Origin of the sequence: Tolypothrix sp. FACHB-123 (genome assembly GCF_014697075.1) — a bacterium.
In the GTDB taxonomy this organism is placed as follows: Bacteria; Cyanobacteriota; Cyanobacteriia; order Cyanobacteriales; family Nostocaceae; genus Aulosira.
Window position 1 is genome coordinate 35,521 of sequence record NZ_JACJRE010000029.1, and the last position, 15,326, is coordinate 50,846.

A 15,326-nucleotide genomic window follows, 5' to 3' on the forward strand; every position below is an offset into this window, starting at 1 on the left:
TATAGAATATAGAATATCGTACAAGGCAACACTGAGATTTTTGCTTCTCTGTTAAACTATCAGAAATTGCGTCACTATAGTCATTAATCCCAAGTCCAAATAATAAATGTTGCCCAGTCCTTTAGATAAGGGAGATAAGGAGGAGCCACTACGCTGCGAGGGTTTCCCGCGTTGTAGCAACTGGCGTTGACAAGGGAGACAAGGGGAAATAACCGATGCCCAATGCCCAATGCCCAATTCCCTATGCTCTATGACTATGGACTTAATTCTTTGCCACACTACATCTGATTTTGACGCACTCGGCGCGGCGGTAGGGCTGACGCGGTTAAAACCAGGTAGCAAGATTGTACTAACTGGTGGTGCTCACCCGCCTGTCCGCGATTTTTTGGCATTACATCGGGATGAGTATCCCTTAATTGAACGGCGTTCGGTGAATCCGGAAAAAATTCGTTCTATCACTATAGTCGATACACAACAGCGCGATCGCTTGGGTAAGGCTGCTGAATGGTTAGATTTACCCCATCTTCAGGAAATCATCGTTTACGATCATCACCTGGGACATGAGTCAGATATCCCCGCTACTCAAACTCATATTTCCTCTGTGGGAGCTACAACAACTCTCATGGTGGAACAATTGCAACAGCAGCAAATCTCTCTGACTCCAGCTGAAGCTACTGTGATGGCTTTGGGAATTCATGTTGACACGGGTTCTTTAACCTACGAGCAAGCTACACCCAGAGATGCTTTGGCTTTGGCTTGGTTGATGCAACAAGGAACCAGTTTATCTGTAATTTCTACTTATATTGACCCTGGTTTATCGCCACAATTGCAACAGCTTCTAACCAAGGCGTTAGATAAATTAGAATATCTTTGTTTGCGTGGATATACGATTGCTTGGGTAACTTTAAAAACAGATGATTTTGTCCCAGGGTTATCGAGTCTGGCTTCTCAATTGGTGGAATTAACGGAAATCGACGCTTTATTATTGGCAAATGAATATCCCTTATCAGAAGATGATTCTCGCTTGACAATCATTGGGCGATCGCAAATTCCCCAAACTAATCTCAATGATTTATTCCAACCTTTCGGCGGTGGTGGACATTCTCAAGCTGCATCGTTGAATCTCCGCGGAGTCGATTCTCAAGCTGTTTTAAAACAACTGTTAGAGGAATTTAAAGCCAGTATCCCCCATCCCCTAACAGCCAGAGATTTGATGTCCTCCCCTGTGCGCACTATTCGTCCTGACACCACAATTATCGAAGCCCAGCGCATTTTATTGCGTTATGGACATTCTGGGTTATCTGTAGTCGATACTACTGGGCAACTTTTAGGTATTGTTTCCCGCAGAGATATTGATATCGCTTTACACCACGGCTTTAGTCATGCGCCAGTCAAAGGCTATATGACAACAAATGTCAAAACCATCACACCAGATACCACATTACCTCAAATTGAAGCTTTGATGGTAACTTATGATATTGGACGATTACCAGTATTAGATAATGCTCAGTTAGTCGGTATTGTTACCCGCACCGATGTCTTGCGGGAATTACATCAAAAAGACGATCCGGGAAATTGGGAAGCAGGAGAACAAGGAGATTTTGTACTCTCAGAGTCTTTCCGTCCGAAACTTCCCCTATCTGCTGCTTTAACTCCCCAATTATGGCAATTACTCACCCAAGCATCACAAGCCGCAGAAAAACGAGGTTGGCATTTATACCTTGTTGGCGGTGCTGTGCGGGACTTGCTATTAGCAGAAAACGCAAGCGGAACCTTAATGATTAAGGATATCGACTTAGTAGTTGATGGGTTTCATAAATCAGCAGATGTGGGTGCTGGTGTAGAATTAGCCAAAGAATTACAGCAGCTTCACCCAGAAGCACGTTTAGAAATTCACGGTGCTTTTCAAACTGCGGCGTTATTATGGCACAAAGACCCAGAATTAGACTCATTATGGGTAGATATTGCGACGGCGAGAACCGAATTTTACCCTTATCCAGCAGCGAACCCAGAAGTAGAAGCAAGTTCCATCCGCCAAGACTTATATCGTCGTGACTTTACCATAAATGCGATCGCACTGCGACTAACTTACCCCCGCGCTGGCGAATTACTTGATTTTTTTGGCGGATTGCTAGATTTACAAGCTAAAAAAATTCGGGTTTTACACGCCAATAGTTTTATCGAAGATCCCACTCGGATTTATCGCGGTGTACGCTTTGCTGTGCGCTTTGGATTTGACATAGAACCACAAACTGAAGACTATATTCGCTATGCCATTAATAGTGGTGTTTACGATCGCACTGCACAAGAGAATAGCAAAACCCCAGCTTTACAAACCCGCCTCAAAGCTGAATTAAAACATATTCTCGAAGCACCATATTGGAAACCTACTTTACAATTACTCGATAACTTAGGCGCATTACAGTGTATTCATCCTACCCTAAAATTAGATGAAAATATCCTGCGAGAACTACGCTTATTAGAACGCTGTTTAAAAAGATTTGACAGCCAACAAACCTTAATTCATTGGCAAATGCGGTTAGAAACTTTAATCGCCCATCTAGCACCAAAATACCGCGATAAAGTCGCCAAAAATCTGCAAATGCAAGAGGACAGTATTAGCAGATTGCAAAAATTAGCTGACGTAGAAACAAAAGTTACTGCATCATTATCTACTGTGAAACTTCCCAGTCAAATAGTCAATTTACTGCGACAGTATGATGTAGAAATGTTAATTTTAATCGCCTTGCAAAGTCCTAGAAATATCCGCAGACAGATTTGGCATTATTTAACAGTTTGGGCGAACATTCAACCTATTATTAATGGTAACGATCTGAAAAAACTTGGCTACAAACCAGGCCCCCAATATCGTCAAATTCTCGATGATTTACTAACCGCCACTTTAGATGGTGTAATTACAAATCAAGCCGAAGCTGAAGAATATTTGACCCAATATTACCCAAAATAAATGGGGTTTTATTCTTAGTGACTTTGTCAAAAAATAATTTCTACTTCCTAGAGCTTATGCAAATACAAACACCAAAAAAATTCTACAGCACAGAAGAGTATCTTCAACTAGAAAAAACATCTGATCCTAAAAATGAATATTAGGATGGAGAAATTGTAGTAATGGCTGGTGGGACAACTAATTACAACAAATCGTAGGTAGTATTTATGCCAACTTTAAATTAAGAATGAGGAATCAAAATTACAAAATATATATGGGTGATGTGAGGTTGTGGATACCACGTTATTGCATCTATAACATATCCAGATGTGATGATTATTCACGGAGAATAAAGTATATGAGGGAAATAGTACGAAAACAGTGACAAATACCTTATTAATTATAGAGTATTTTTTCACTCTCCCCTATCAAAAAAAGATTAGTAGGCGAATGTTTTCATCCAATTGTTGTGTCTTCGCAAGAGTTCACTTAAGTAAATCGCACCATTTTAAGTAAAATTGAATTTTTTAAATTTTTATTATTGTTACAATAACTACTTTAAGTTTGCTTAGTATCAGCTATTTTGGCTTTATTAACAAGCATATAAAGATTCCTGGTTTCTGACTCTGGTATAGGTTGTCTTTGAGCTACTGACTTCTAGAGGATCTGTACTTTATCGGTAAGTAGGTTACAATATATAATCCTTAAGATGGATGATTTTGGAAAAAAATTAATTATCCATATTGCACATTCTGAAAAAACATTATAAATTATTAAGTTATAGGGGAATAAAATAATTTTGTAGTTGTAAAAACTAAATCCTGCTTAATACAGATACTGTAACTAGTGAAATTTTTAAGTTAAATCTTAAACATTACTAGGAATATATTTTTTTATTGTCATATCAAGCCTTCTAGAGAGAAAAGCTAGATCAAAAATTTAAAAATATATTTTGCGTAACTGCCATAAAAGTAATATTATTGCTGAATGTGAAAGATAAAAATTTGTCATTCACCAATACGCTCATTGCTGATAAAGCATTATTAACTGTCAGTCAATCTGCAAAACATATTGGCAGTTACAGATATTTTTTAAAGTTCATTATTTATTCCCAAATCCAATTTGCTATTGAAAAAATCGTCTTTGTTATGATCGCAATAGCAGCATAAATCAAAACGCATCTACCACAAATTTACAGTCCTTATGGAGTTATTCTGGCGATGCAACTAAACGAATTGGTAATAGCTGAAAATATAGAAGAAGAAGCTTGGCAAGCCTTAGAAAAGTCGATTCTCTATTATCAAGGTCGTCCTGTTGGCACTTTGGCCGCATACGATCCGTCTGTAGAGGCGCTAAATTACGACCAATGCTTTATCCGAGATTTTGTTTCTTCGGCGCTAATTTTTCTGATTAAGGGAAAATCAGAAATTGTCCGTAATTTTCTGGAAGAAACCTTAAAGTTACAGCCTAAAGAAAGGGCTTTAGATGCATATAAGCCAGGAAGAGGTTTAATTCCGGCTAGCTTTAAAGTTGTTTCTCTCAATGGAGAGGAATATTTAGAAGCTGATTTTGGCGAACATGCGATCGCGCGCGTGACACCTGTTGATTCCTGTCTCTGGTGGATTATTTTATTGCGTGCTTACATAGTCGCTACAAAGGATTTTTCTCTAGCTTATCGACCTGAATTCCAAACCGGTATCAGGTTAATTATGGAAATTTGCTTGGCGAATCGCTTTGATATGTACCCAACGCTCTTAGTTCCAGATGGCGCTTGTATGATTGACCGTCGTTTGGGTATATATGGTCATCCGCTAGAAATTCAAGTTCTATTCTACACGGCTTTGCGTGCTGCTCGTGAATTACTAATTTGCCAAGGTAATCAAGATGTTGTAGCCGCAATTGATAATCGTCTACCACTTTTATGCGGTCATATTCGTCAACATTATTGGATTGATATCAATCGACTGAATGCAATTTACCGCTTCAAAAGTGAAGAATATGGCAAAGGCGCAGTCAATTTATTCAATATATATGTAGACTCTCTCCCTTACTATGAATTAGACAAATGGTTACCAAGAAAAGGTGGTTATTTAGCTGGTAATGTTGGCCCTTCACAACTAGATACACGCTTCTTTTCTCTTGGTAATTTGATGGCGATCGTTTCCGATTTAGCAACTGACGAACAATCGCAAGGGATTATGACTCTGATTGCTGAACGTTGGGAAGATTTAGTCGGAGATATGCCAATGAAAATCTGTTTTCCAGCCTTAGAAGATGAAGAGTATCGAATTGTCACAGGCTGCGATCCAAAAAATATTCCTTGGTCATATCATAATGCTGGTAGCTGGCCTGTGTTGATGTGGATGTTAGCAGCCGCTGCGGTGAAAACGAACAATACAGAGTTAGGTAAAAAGGCGATTGAAATTGCCCAACCACGTCTGAGTGAAGATGAATGGCCAGAATATTACGATGGTAAAAAAGGTCGATTGATTGGTAAGCAAGCGAGGAAATATCAAACTTGGTCAATTGCTGGTTTCTTATTAGCAAAAGAACTGATAGCTAACCCCAGCTATTTACGATTGGTGAGTTTTGATGAATTATCCCCAGAAGCTATTTCTCGAGCATGTGAGTTTGAAATTAACAGTATAGATCCATACATGCCTCGATAACAGCACGGTTTGATTACTGCTACAAATTAACTAATTGTTCAGCATAAACAATATTTTCAAAGCCCCTTTGTAACCTCTAGGGGCTTTTCTTTTTGCAAGATTGTTCTCTACGATAGTTTTCAGAATATATCGTTAAAGAAAATGAATCAACCCAAAAAATTGGGCTATGCTGAAAGAATAAATAATCTAATATAGTGCTGGATGGGTGCTGATAAAAGCTCAGTAACTATATATTTTAGTCTCTATTGATCCGTAAAAAAGCATTGCACTAATCAAAAAAATAAAAGTATTATTTACTACCAAAATTCCCAAAGAATGGAGTGGTAATTGCAATGAAAAGAGATGATTTATTAATCTCTAATGAGATAGAGAAACAAGCATGGGAATTACTAGAAAAGTCGATTGTTTACTATCAAGGGCGTCCTATAGGTACAATCGCTGCTGGCGAAGCATCACAATTAGGATTAAATTACGATCATTGTTTTGTGCGAGATTTTGTATCCTCAGCCTTACTTTTTCTGATCAAAGGTAGGTATGATATTGTCCGTAATTTCCTCGAAGAAACTTTAAAATTACAACCTACACAAAATCAATTAAATGCTTACACCCCTGGTCGCGGTTTAATACCAGCCAGCTTCAAAGTTGTAGTTAATAATGAGCAAGAATCTTTAGAAGCTGATTTTGGCGAAAAAGCGATCGCGCGCGTGACACCTGTAGATTCCTGTTTATGGTGGATTATTATTTTATATGCCTATGTCAAAGCTAGTAAAGATATAAAATTTGCATTGCAGCCTGAGTTTCAACAGGGAATTATGTTAATCATGGAACTCTGCTTGGCGACTCGATTTGATATGTACCCAACCCTATTAGTTCCCGATGGTGCTTGTATGATTCACCGTCGTTTGGGTATTTATGGGTATCCTTTAGAAATTCAATCTCTATTTTATGCCGCTTTGCGGGCTGCGCGTAAGCTATTAATTTGTGCTGGAGATGCAGAGATTGTTAGAGGTATTGATAATCGCTTACCTTTATTACAAGAACATATTCGCCATCATTATTGGATAGATATACATCGGCTGAATGTAATTTATCGCTTTAAGGGTGAAGAATATGGTCAAACAGCAGTTAATCAATTTAATATCTATGCAGATTCAATTGCTTATGCTAAGTTGGCGCGTTGGCTACCAAAACAAGGTGGTTATCTAGCTGGTAATGTGGGGCCATCGCAACTCGATACTCGCTTTTTTGCGCTGGGGAATTTGCTGGCGATTCTTTGTTCTTTAGCTAGCGATCGCCAATCACAAGCAATAATGAATATTATCAGCGAACAATGGGACGATCTAGTGGGAGAAATGCCCATGAAAATCTGTTTTCCCGCTGTAGAAAAAGAAGAATATAGAATTTTTACAGGCTGCGATCCTAAAAATATACCTTGGTCATATCATAATGGTGGCAGTTGGCCTGTTTTATTATGGTTATTAACGGCGGCTGCACAAAAAACAGGTAACATAAGTCTTGCTCAACGTGCAATTGCGATCGCTCAATCTCGCTTGAGTGAAGATGAATGGCCAGAATATTATGATGGTACAAGAGGTTTGTTAATTGGTAAACAAGCTAGAAGATATCAAACTTGGACAATTACTGGGTTTTTATTGGCAAAAGAATTAATGCGTCAGCCTAATTATTTAGAATTAATTAGTTTTGGCGAATTTGATTTAAATAATGCTTCCCGAAGTTGCGATTTGTAAATTAAAAATTTCTATAAAAGTTTAAATATTTCCATGACTAATCCTCGTCAAATAGCATTTTTAGCCCTGCGAGATGTGCATAAAGGGGCTTATGCTGATGTGGCTCTAGATAAAGCGCTGCAAAAAGTTAAATTACAAGATAGCGATCGCCGTTTAGTCACAGAATTAGTTTATGGTAGCGTTAGACGACAACGCACCCTTGACGCTTTAATTGACCAATTTGGTAAAAAGAAAGCCCACCAACAACCAAAAGACTTGCGCACAATCCTGCATCTTGGTTTTTACCAACTGTGCTATCAAGAACGCATTCCGGCTTCTGCGGCTGTAAATACTACAGTTCAACTAGCTAAGGAAAACGGCTTTCCCGGATTAACAGGCTTCGTCAATGGGATGTTGCGTCAATATATTAGACAAGCAGAGGGAAATGGGGAAATACCCTTACAACTACCAGAAAATCCGGCAGAACGGTTAGGAATTTTACACAGCTTTCCAGATTGGATAATTCAAGTCTGGCTAGAACAACTGAGTTTTGCGGAAGCAGAACAGTTATGTGAATGGATGAATCAATCACCCACCATTGATTTACGCATCAACCCGCTACGCACTTCTATAGATGTGGTGGAACAGGCGTTAAAATACGCTGATGTGTTAGTTAAGCGTTTGCCTCATTTACCCCAAGCTTTACGATTAATTAGTAACAGTGGCGCGATTCAAAATTTACCTGGTTTTCGTGAAGGTTGGTGGGTTGTCCAAGATAGTAGCGCCCAATTAGTCAGCCATTTACTTGACCCCCAACCAGGTGAGGTAATAATTGATGCTTGTGCTGCACCTGGGGGGAAAACTACTCACATCGCGGAATTGATGGGGGATAAAGGAAAAGTTTGGGCTTGCGATCGCACTGCTTCCCGACTGCGAAAACTCCAAGACAATGCACGCCGTTTAAATTTACAATCTATAGAAATCTTTACTGGGGACAGTCGCGAGTTCTTACAATTTACTAATACCGCAGACCGAGTTTTACTCGATGCACCCTGTTCTGGTTTGGGAACTGTCCACCGTCATGCTGATGCGCGTTGGCGACAAACACCAGAAACAGTCCAGCAACTTTCTCAACTGCAAAAAGAATTATTATCACGCACTGCAACTTTTGTCAAGAGTGGCGGCGTTTTAGTCTACGCTACTTGTACCCTACACCCAGCAGAAAACGAAGCGGTAATTTCCCAATTTTTAGCGGAGTCTCCCAATTGGAAAATAGAACCTCCGAGTCCAGATTCACCACTATTTAACTATTCCACTCCACAAGGCTGGTGCAAAGTCTGGCCGCAGCGGCATAATATGGATGGCTTTTTTCTGGCTCGCTTAAGAAAAACTAATGATTCCGGGTGATTACTGTAACGAGACTGTAGGATTTGATCGAGGTTAAAATCTCCCAGAGGATGCAGCATGGTTACTGATTCCAATGTGAAAAACTTAGTGAAAATCCTGATCGGTGCAGCCTGGATTGACGGTGTCATCCAGCCGGAAGAAAGGCAATACCTGAGGGAAATAGCCCAAGCCAAAGGTTTAGCTACCGATCCAGAAATTAAGCCTTGGTTGTACGAATTAGTTCCGGTACAGCCAAAAGAGTGTTATAGCTGGGTGCAAGAATATTTGGGCGATCGCCCTAGTATTGAAGATTGCGTCAGCTTGATTGAAGCGATTAGTGGTTTAATTTACAGCGACGGCGACGTGGCGATCGAAGAAGCGAGACTCTTGACAAAATTACAGGAGATTACTAAAGCTAGCGAGTCAACCCAATCAGCCCACAAAACTTTACTCAAACAAATTCAAAAGCTTTATCGGCGTTGGGTTGAAGTGCAAAATTAATCGAGATATATGATTGTTGAGTTAATCAGACGCGGTTTATCGCGCCTGTTGATGATTTTAAAATTCGCTCATTTAATTCAGCCTCATCACTACTTATGACTTCGGTTCGCCTAGACCCGGAGTTTCTTCTTTTTTCACTTGGGGTACAAAGTCAGGGCGTTCTTTACTTTCCCAACCGGGGGGACGCTTAGAGTTGTACCAGGCGATTGAACCAATGGTGACAGCAGCAATAAAACCAAATACATAAACAAAGGTAAAAGCAAACGGAAAATGCGGCCCATTTGCGGCTTCTGCTGCTGTCTGCATCAATAAAAGCATGAGTATATTCTCCTATTTTAGGTATCGCTACTTAACAGACTATAAAATGAGCGTAACACCTAAACATCCTCCATGAGTTTGAATCAAAAGGTAGAAATACTAACTATCATCAGTCAGTTATTGGGATGATGGTCTAAGTCTCTCCCGCCAAGAAGGTTGTGTTGGTGATGAATTACCGGAACCAGATGAGCTACCACCAGATGAACTACCACCTGAGGATGATGGCGATCGCCTGGATCTACGAGGTGTAGAAGGCTCAGATGATTCTACCCGCCGACTGCGCCGTCGGGAACGAGATTCAGAAGAATTACCGCTGTTGCTTGATTCTTCACTGCGATATCTTCGCCTTCTGCGAGATGAAGATGAAGATGTGTCATTATCTTGCTGTTGGTAATAACGTCTCCGGCGTCTGGGAGTTTCCTCTTGTTGGTCTTGTTGCGAATATCTGCGTCTTCTTGATGAACGTTCTTCGTTATTATTGTCCTCATCATCCGGCGATGATATGGCTTTATTGACAATTCGTCTAGGTTTGAGGGGTTTAGCTTTAATAGTGGCTTTACGACCTTCCAGTTTAGGACGTGCCGGAAACTTTTCTACTGGCATATCTTTTACGGCTTGTTCCATAAATTCGTGCCAGGTGTAAGCTGCACTACCACTACTACCCCAGGTGGGGCGATTGTTATCATTTCCTAACCAAACTCCAGTTACAAGTTGGGGAATGTAACCAATAAACCATAAATCGCGGGCTTCGTCGGAGGTACCAGTTTTGCCAGCTACTTGTCTATTATTTAACTGAGCAGCAGCACCTGTACCAGCTTCTACCACATTGCGGAGCATCCAGGTCATGATAGCGGCACTATCCGCATCAAGCACCCGCTTGCCGGAGAAATTTGCTGACCAAATTACCTCACCTTGGCGGTTGAGCACGCGGCGAATACCATGAACTTCTGCGTGTAAGCCTTGGGTGGCAAAGCTACCATAAGCGCTAGTTAATTCCAGCAGATTGACTTCATTGGAGCCTAAAGCTAGGGAATATGTCGGCTTGAGTTGGGACTTAATGCCCATTTCTTGGGCAAGTTTAATTGTTGGCTCAAATCCCACATCGATTAATGCTTTCACCGCAATGATATTAATGGAACTGGTGAGGGCATCGCGCATGGTCATCCAGCCCCGGAATTTCTCAGTGTAGTTTTTCGGTTCATAGCCATCGACAACAAAGGGGGCATCGAGGTAGCTATGATAGGGACTCTTACCAGAAGCGATCGCCGTTGCATAAACAAAGCTTTTAAATGTCGAGCCTGGTTGTCGTTGGGCTTGAGTAACTCGATTAAACTGGTTCTTACCAAAGTCTTTACCACCAACCATTGCTTGAATTTCCCCGTTGCGGGGATCGATGGCCACCATTGCAGCTTGTTTAAAGTTTTCCCAGCGTCCCTGATTTCGCAGGGTTTTGGCTACTGCTTCTTCGGCAAATTTTTGCCAAGATGGGTTTAAGGTGGTTTCTACCACTAAACCCCCTCCCGCTAACACATCAGCTGAAACATACTTGGGCAGTTCTTGTTGAATGTAGGTAGTAAAGTAGGGAAATTCTACTTGCAGTCGCTTTGGTAAACTGCTGTTGAGGGTGAGAGTTTCGCTACTGGCTGCTTCCCTTTCGGCGGCGGTGATAATGCCATCTTCCTGCATTCGCTGCAATACCAAATTTCGCCTAGCCTTGGCGGCTTGAGGATTTCTGTCTGGGGAGTAGAGGCTGGGGGCTGGTGCTAAACCGGCGATGGTAGCCATTTCTGGTAAGGTGAGTTGATCTACCGATTTACTAAAGTAGACCCATGCGGCATCGGCTACACCATAAGCACCTGCGCCCAAATACACCAAATTCAAATAACGCTCGAGAATTTGGTCTTTGGTTAATTCTTGCTCCATCTTTTGCGCTAGTCGGACTTCTTTGAGTTTGCGCCAGATGGTTTTTTCTTGTTTGATGAATAAAATCCGGGCTAGCTGTTGGGTAATAGTGCTACCGCCTTCGACAACATTTTGCGATCGCAAGTTATTCCAAACTGCTCTGACTATACCTTGGGGATCGACGCCTTGATGTTGCTCAAATCGCCGATCTTCGGAAGCGATAAAAGCTTTTTTCAAGTTATCTGGTATTTGCTCTAGTTTTAGCTGTTCTCTGGCGGCTTCACCTTGTTGTTGCAAGATACTACCGTCCGCCGCTTTAATGGTCAATGTTTGTTGGCGGACAACAGCATTTAACTCAGATTTATCTGGCAAAGTCTTGTCTATGCTAGCAATCCCATAGTTAAAGGCGACGATCCCACCACCGATACTTAAGCTTCCCCAAAACCAAAGGCGACGATAAAAGGGTTTTTCTTTGGTGGATAGTTTAGCAATTACTCCAGATGAGACTTGTTGCATCTGGCTGAGTACTCGCTTTCCTTTTCCCAGCTTTGTTGGTGGTAAGTTCTCATTTATAGATTCTTCTTGGACAGATTCTTCGTTTTCGAGATGATTACCAGGGGACAATCGTGGTTGCTCCTTGTCAGATGCACTTAAATCAGTTGTTCCTTGCTTGAACCAGGAGGTTAGTTTCCTCACGTTAGTTTCTCGCTCAAATGTAGTTGCTACCTAACCACCAGTGCGATCGGGGTTAGCGTATCACCTTTGTGTTAGTATAATATCCCATAAATAAACAAGTGAATTCAGTAAAATACAATGATTTTTTGGAATTCTTTAAATTTGATCCCGTAAATATTAATACAAAATTTTATTAATTTGTCACAGTTAAAATACTGTGATTAGCAACTAAAAAATATGCCGTCAGGTATAAGCACAAAGACGAGTAGCATGTCAAAAACTGGCACGCTCACCAAAGGCGTGATTGCGGCGATCGCTCTTGGTAGTAATATTGGCGATTCTCAAGAAATTTTAGAAGCTGCGATCGCCACTTTAGCCAACACACCAGGTATTTTTCTCCAAGCAAAATCTCAATGGTATCAAACTAAAGCCATCGGCCCGCCACAACCAGATTACTTAAACGGCTGCGCTTTAGTGAAAATATTCATGCTACCGCATCTGTTATTAGAAACATTATTAGGAATCGAACAAAAATTTGGGCGTGTACGTCAACAGCAGTGGGGCCCCCGTACCCTAGATTTAGATTTGCTGTTATATGATGACTTAATTATTGATACACCCACCCTGCAAATCCCCCATCCGCGAATGCGGGAGCGGGCTTTTGTCTTGGTTCCCTTAGCGGAAATTGCTCCGAATTGGGTTGAACCAGTATCTGGATGTGTTATTAAAGATTTGGTTAAAGAGGTTAACTGTTCTGATGTACATTTATTGATGGGCAGTTAAAATTACACCCCATAAACCCAGGAAACCTAGAGCTAACAAGCCTTAGAGTTGACCTGTGTATCTAAAGACACACAATTTTACTATGCCACTAGGTAGAGAATTACCACAGCTGCTGAGACAACGTTTGTTCTATAAAGGACGCAAGTTTAACTTTGAAGTTAATCGCTTGCGGTTACCTAACAAAGCCGAGGGCGAATGGGAATGTATTCGTCACCCCGGTGGTGCGCTAGCTGTGCCTGTGACAGCGGATGGTAAGCTGATACTGTTGCGCCAGTACCGCTTTGCAATTCAAGGAAGAATCATCGAATTTCCCGCCGGTACTTTAGAACTCAATGAAGATCCCCTAGAAGCAGTACAGCGAGAACTTCAAGAAGAAACTGGTTATCGTGCCCAAAAGTGGGATAAATTAGGAGAGTTTTTTCTAGCTCCTGGATATTCTGATGAAATTCTCTATGCTTTTCTGGCGAGAGATTTAGAAAAGTTAGAGACACCGCCAGAAAAAGAAGAAGATGAGGATATCGAAGTTCTTTATTACACTCCTGAAGAACTGGAGAAAGCCTTTATCGATGGCGAACCAGTAGATGCGAAAACGATTTCTAGCTTTTTGTTAGCTCGTCCTTTCTTAATTTAATTGTAGATATGCTCATCGAATTAGCAATTGGTGACGCCTAAGGTGCAGGCTGGGAATAGGCTAACAAAATGAGCGTCTATAACAATTTGAGTCGATACGTATCATACCCTCGTCATCGACTCATCCCCAGTAGTTATACAGACGAAGTTTCACACAGGTTCTGGAACTAGGCGATCGCCTCCACGAGGTTACCTTCAGTCCTCATTTCCTCCTGTGAGTGGTACGATGTTGAAGTAGCTGCTTGACTAGTTGGGATCGATGAATAAACCATTGGATGCCGCGCTTTCGGTTGAAATTTCTCAACGCATCAAAAGCAAAGCCAAAAAAATTTTTGATAATGCTTATAAAGCAGCACTGGCGACGGAGAAAGCAAAGTATGTCCAGGGGTTTTTAGTGTTTCCCGGTCAGCCATACCGACCTGTTGAACATGCTTGGATTGAATTAGAAGAGTCAATTGTCGATCCCAACCTACCTCATCTGCAAAAAAAACCAGAGCATCTTTACTACTTTCCCGCAGAAAGCTTTTCTGTAAAGAAACTTAAAGCAATTATCGAAGAATCTGAAGAAGATTATCCAGAAGATGACCCCCTACCAATTTATGGTGACCCACCTTATGAATATTATGGTGATGTCATGTTGGGTGGGAAAAATTATTTGGATGCATATCAAGCCGCTGAGGCTAAAAGCAATGAAATTAATCAACCTAAATTGGATAGTAATTAAGGGACTTCCAAGTAAAAAAATATTCCATTACTATTGTTCACTGTTGACAGTTGACTGTTAACCGTCAACCGTCAACGACTTGAACGGAATAATTTATTTTTTTGAGTTCCCTAATAGATTTTCAAAGGTATGGGGCATGGGAAACATGCCTAATCCTCAATTCCCAATGCTATTTTGTCAAGGGCGGGGAGACCCAGCCCCTAGGGATATATGGGTATTAAATTACGATTTTTGATGATTAATTAAGATTTACCATCACTACCAAAATATTCCCGATAGGCGCAGATTTTGTCTCCACGCACATCAAAAAATACTGCTACCCGATTTTTGTAAGGTTGTCCGAATAATAGCGCTTCATCCCGAAATTCAAATACAACTGTTGTTTGACTACTAGTAATCCTGTCTAAAGCAGTCAGCTTTATACCCTGATTAAAAGCCGCAGAAACATATTGAAAAAACTCTTTGGCTCGCTCTTTCCCGTGATTCCAACCGGAAAATTTACCTATGGGAAACCAAAAGGTAAAATCTTCTGTCAGCATATCTAAAAATTCTTGCCATTCGCCGGTTGCTAGACCATGTTTAAAATGCTCAAATCCTTGCTGTGCAATTTTTAAAGTATTTTCTGAATCTGTTACCATCGGATTTCCCAACTGTATATAAATTTAATTTAAAGTTATACATCATGTTAATTAAACCCTACCGCAAGCTAAGGAAAATCAACCTTGTGCTGCATTTGTTCATTCCTAGCCCATCGTCAACTGTCAACATTCAACCAAAATTTTCACATCAACCTTCACGCCATGTTTTGGCAGAAATCTTATGGTGAACATTTATATTTTTTATACCTCATGCCCAATACTAACTTTCACATCAGGCGATCGCACTTAAATTATATAACTGCTTTTTCGCTGTTTAGTAAGCAGTTATTTCGCACATATTTTTAATTTCCATCTTTACAAACATAGATAATTCCGTAGTATTACTGAATAAAATATAAATTTTTGATGAAGAAAGCGGTAGAAATCCGAAAAAACCTCAGTATTATCCGGTTTGGTGTATTAAAC

The 15,326-nt window shown here is 40.6% G+C and carries 11 protein-coding genes; 8 read left to right on the forward strand and 3 right to left on the reverse strand.

All coding sequences use genetic code 11. The features are described 5' to 3' along the window. Positions 1 to 256: 256 nt before the first annotated feature. The 5 genes from H6G41_RS19200 (at position 257) to H6G41_RS19220 (ending at position 9,230) form a co-directional block, all read left to right on the forward strand. Entirely contained in the window at positions 257 to 2,968 is a 2,712-nt protein-coding gene (locus H6G41_RS19200; RefSeq protein WP_190747830.1) for a CBS domain-containing protein, read from the forward strand. Between the two features lie 1,199 nt (positions 2,969 to 4,167). After that, positions 4,168 to 5,616, forward strand: coding sequence for a glycoside hydrolase 100 family protein (locus H6G41_RS19205; protein ID WP_190747778.1), 1,449 nt, complete (start codon positions 4,168 to 4,170; stop codon positions 5,614 to 5,616). A 332-nt stretch (positions 5,617 to 5,948) separates the two neighbouring features. Then, positions 5,949 to 7,364: a glycoside hydrolase 100 family protein gene (locus H6G41_RS19210; RefSeq protein ID WP_190747779.1), complete on the forward strand. Its 1,416-nt coding sequence runs from the start codon at positions 5,949 to 5,951 to the stop codon at positions 7,362 to 7,364. A 33-nt stretch (positions 7,365 to 7,397) separates the two neighbouring features. Continuing rightward, on the forward strand, positions 7,398 to 8,750 hold the full coding sequence (locus H6G41_RS19215) for a 16S rRNA (cytosine(967)-C(5))-methyltransferase (protein ID WP_190747780.1): 1,353 nt from the start codon (positions 7,398 to 7,400) through the stop codon (positions 8,748 to 8,750). Positions 8,751 to 8,807: 57 nt separating this feature from the next. Then, positions 8,808 to 9,230: a TerB family tellurite resistance protein gene (locus H6G41_RS19220; protein ID WP_190747781.1), complete on the forward strand. Its 423-nt coding sequence runs from the start codon at positions 8,808 to 8,810 to the stop codon at positions 9,228 to 9,230. Positions 9,231 to 9,323: 93 nt separating this feature from the next. Here H6G41_RS19220 and psb35 read toward each other — a convergent pair whose 3' ends face one another. Beyond that, positions 9,324 to 9,548, reverse strand: a complete 225-nt coding sequence (psb35, locus tag H6G41_RS19225) for a photosystem II assembly protein Psb35 (RefSeq protein ID WP_190747782.1) — start codon at positions 9,546 to 9,548, stop codon at positions 9,324 to 9,326. Between the two features lie 117 nt (positions 9,549 to 9,665). Continuing rightward, positions 9,666 to 12,146 carry a transglycosylase domain-containing protein gene (locus H6G41_RS19230; RefSeq protein ID WP_190747783.1) on the reverse strand — a complete coding sequence of 827 codons (2,481 nt, stop codon included), beginning with the start codon at positions 12,144 to 12,146 and terminating at the stop codon, positions 9,666 to 9,668. A gap of 249 nt (positions 12,147 to 12,395) precedes the next feature. On the opposite strand from H6G41_RS19230, the gene folK reads away from it, so the two are divergent. The 3 genes from folK (at position 12,396) to H6G41_RS19245 (ending at position 14,262) form a co-directional block, all read left to right on the forward strand. After that, positions 12,396 to 12,908, forward strand: a complete 513-nt coding sequence (gene folK / locus H6G41_RS19235) for a 2-amino-4-hydroxy-6-hydroxymethyldihydropteridine diphosphokinase (RefSeq protein ID WP_190747784.1) — start codon at positions 12,396 to 12,398, stop codon at positions 12,906 to 12,908. Between the two features lie 82 nt (positions 12,909 to 12,990). Then, positions 12,991 to 13,539, forward strand: a complete 549-nt coding sequence (locus H6G41_RS19240; protein ID WP_190747785.1) for an NUDIX hydrolase — start codon at positions 12,991 to 12,993, stop codon at positions 13,537 to 13,539. Positions 13,540 to 13,797: 258 nt separating this feature from the next. Beyond that, positions 13,798 to 14,262, forward strand: a complete 465-nt coding sequence (locus tag H6G41_RS19245) for a hypothetical protein (RefSeq protein WP_190747786.1) — start codon at positions 13,798 to 13,800, stop codon at positions 14,260 to 14,262. A 242-nt stretch (positions 14,263 to 14,504) separates the two neighbouring features. On the opposite strand, the gene H6G41_RS19250 is transcribed toward H6G41_RS19245, so the two are convergent. Beyond that, on the reverse strand, positions 14,505 to 14,900 hold the full coding sequence (locus H6G41_RS19250) for a nuclear transport factor 2 family protein (RefSeq protein WP_190747787.1): 396 nt from the start codon (positions 14,898 to 14,900) through the stop codon (positions 14,505 to 14,507). Positions 14,901 to 15,326 lie beyond the last annotated feature (426 nt).

Coding starts and splice junctions, on each gene's coding strand:
- H6G41_RS19210 (WP_190747779.1), top strand. CDS start 5,949: ATGAAAAGAGATGATTTATTAATCTCTAATGAGATAGAGAAACAAGCA.
- H6G41_RS19250 (WP_190747787.1), bottom strand. CDS start 14,900: ATGGTAACAGATTCAGAAAATACTTTAAAAATTGCACAGCAAGGATTT.
- H6G41_RS19200 (WP_190747830.1), top strand. CDS start 257: ATGGACTTAATTCTTTGCCACACTACATCTGATTTTGACGCACTCGGC.
- H6G41_RS19220 (WP_190747781.1), top strand. CDS start 8,808: ATGGTTACTGATTCCAATGTGAAAAACTTAGTGAAAATCCTGATCGGT.
- H6G41_RS19205 (WP_190747778.1), top strand. CDS start 4,168: ATGCAACTAAACGAATTGGTAATAGCTGAAAATATAGAAGAAGAAGCT.
- H6G41_RS19240 (WP_190747785.1), top strand. CDS start 12,991: ATGCCACTAGGTAGAGAATTACCACAGCTGCTGAGACAACGTTTGTTC.
- folK (WP_190747784.1), top strand. CDS start 12,396: ATGTCAAAAACTGGCACGCTCACCAAAGGCGTGATTGCGGCGATCGCT.
- H6G41_RS19215 (WP_190747780.1), top strand. CDS start 7,398: ATGACTAATCCTCGTCAAATAGCATTTTTAGCCCTGCGAGATGTGCAT.
- H6G41_RS19245 (WP_190747786.1), top strand. CDS start 13,798: ATGAATAAACCATTGGATGCCGCGCTTTCGGTTGAAATTTCTCAACGC.
- psb35 (WP_190747782.1), bottom strand. CDS start 9,548: ATGCTTTTATTGATGCAGACAGCAGCAGAAGCCGCAAATGGGCCGCAT.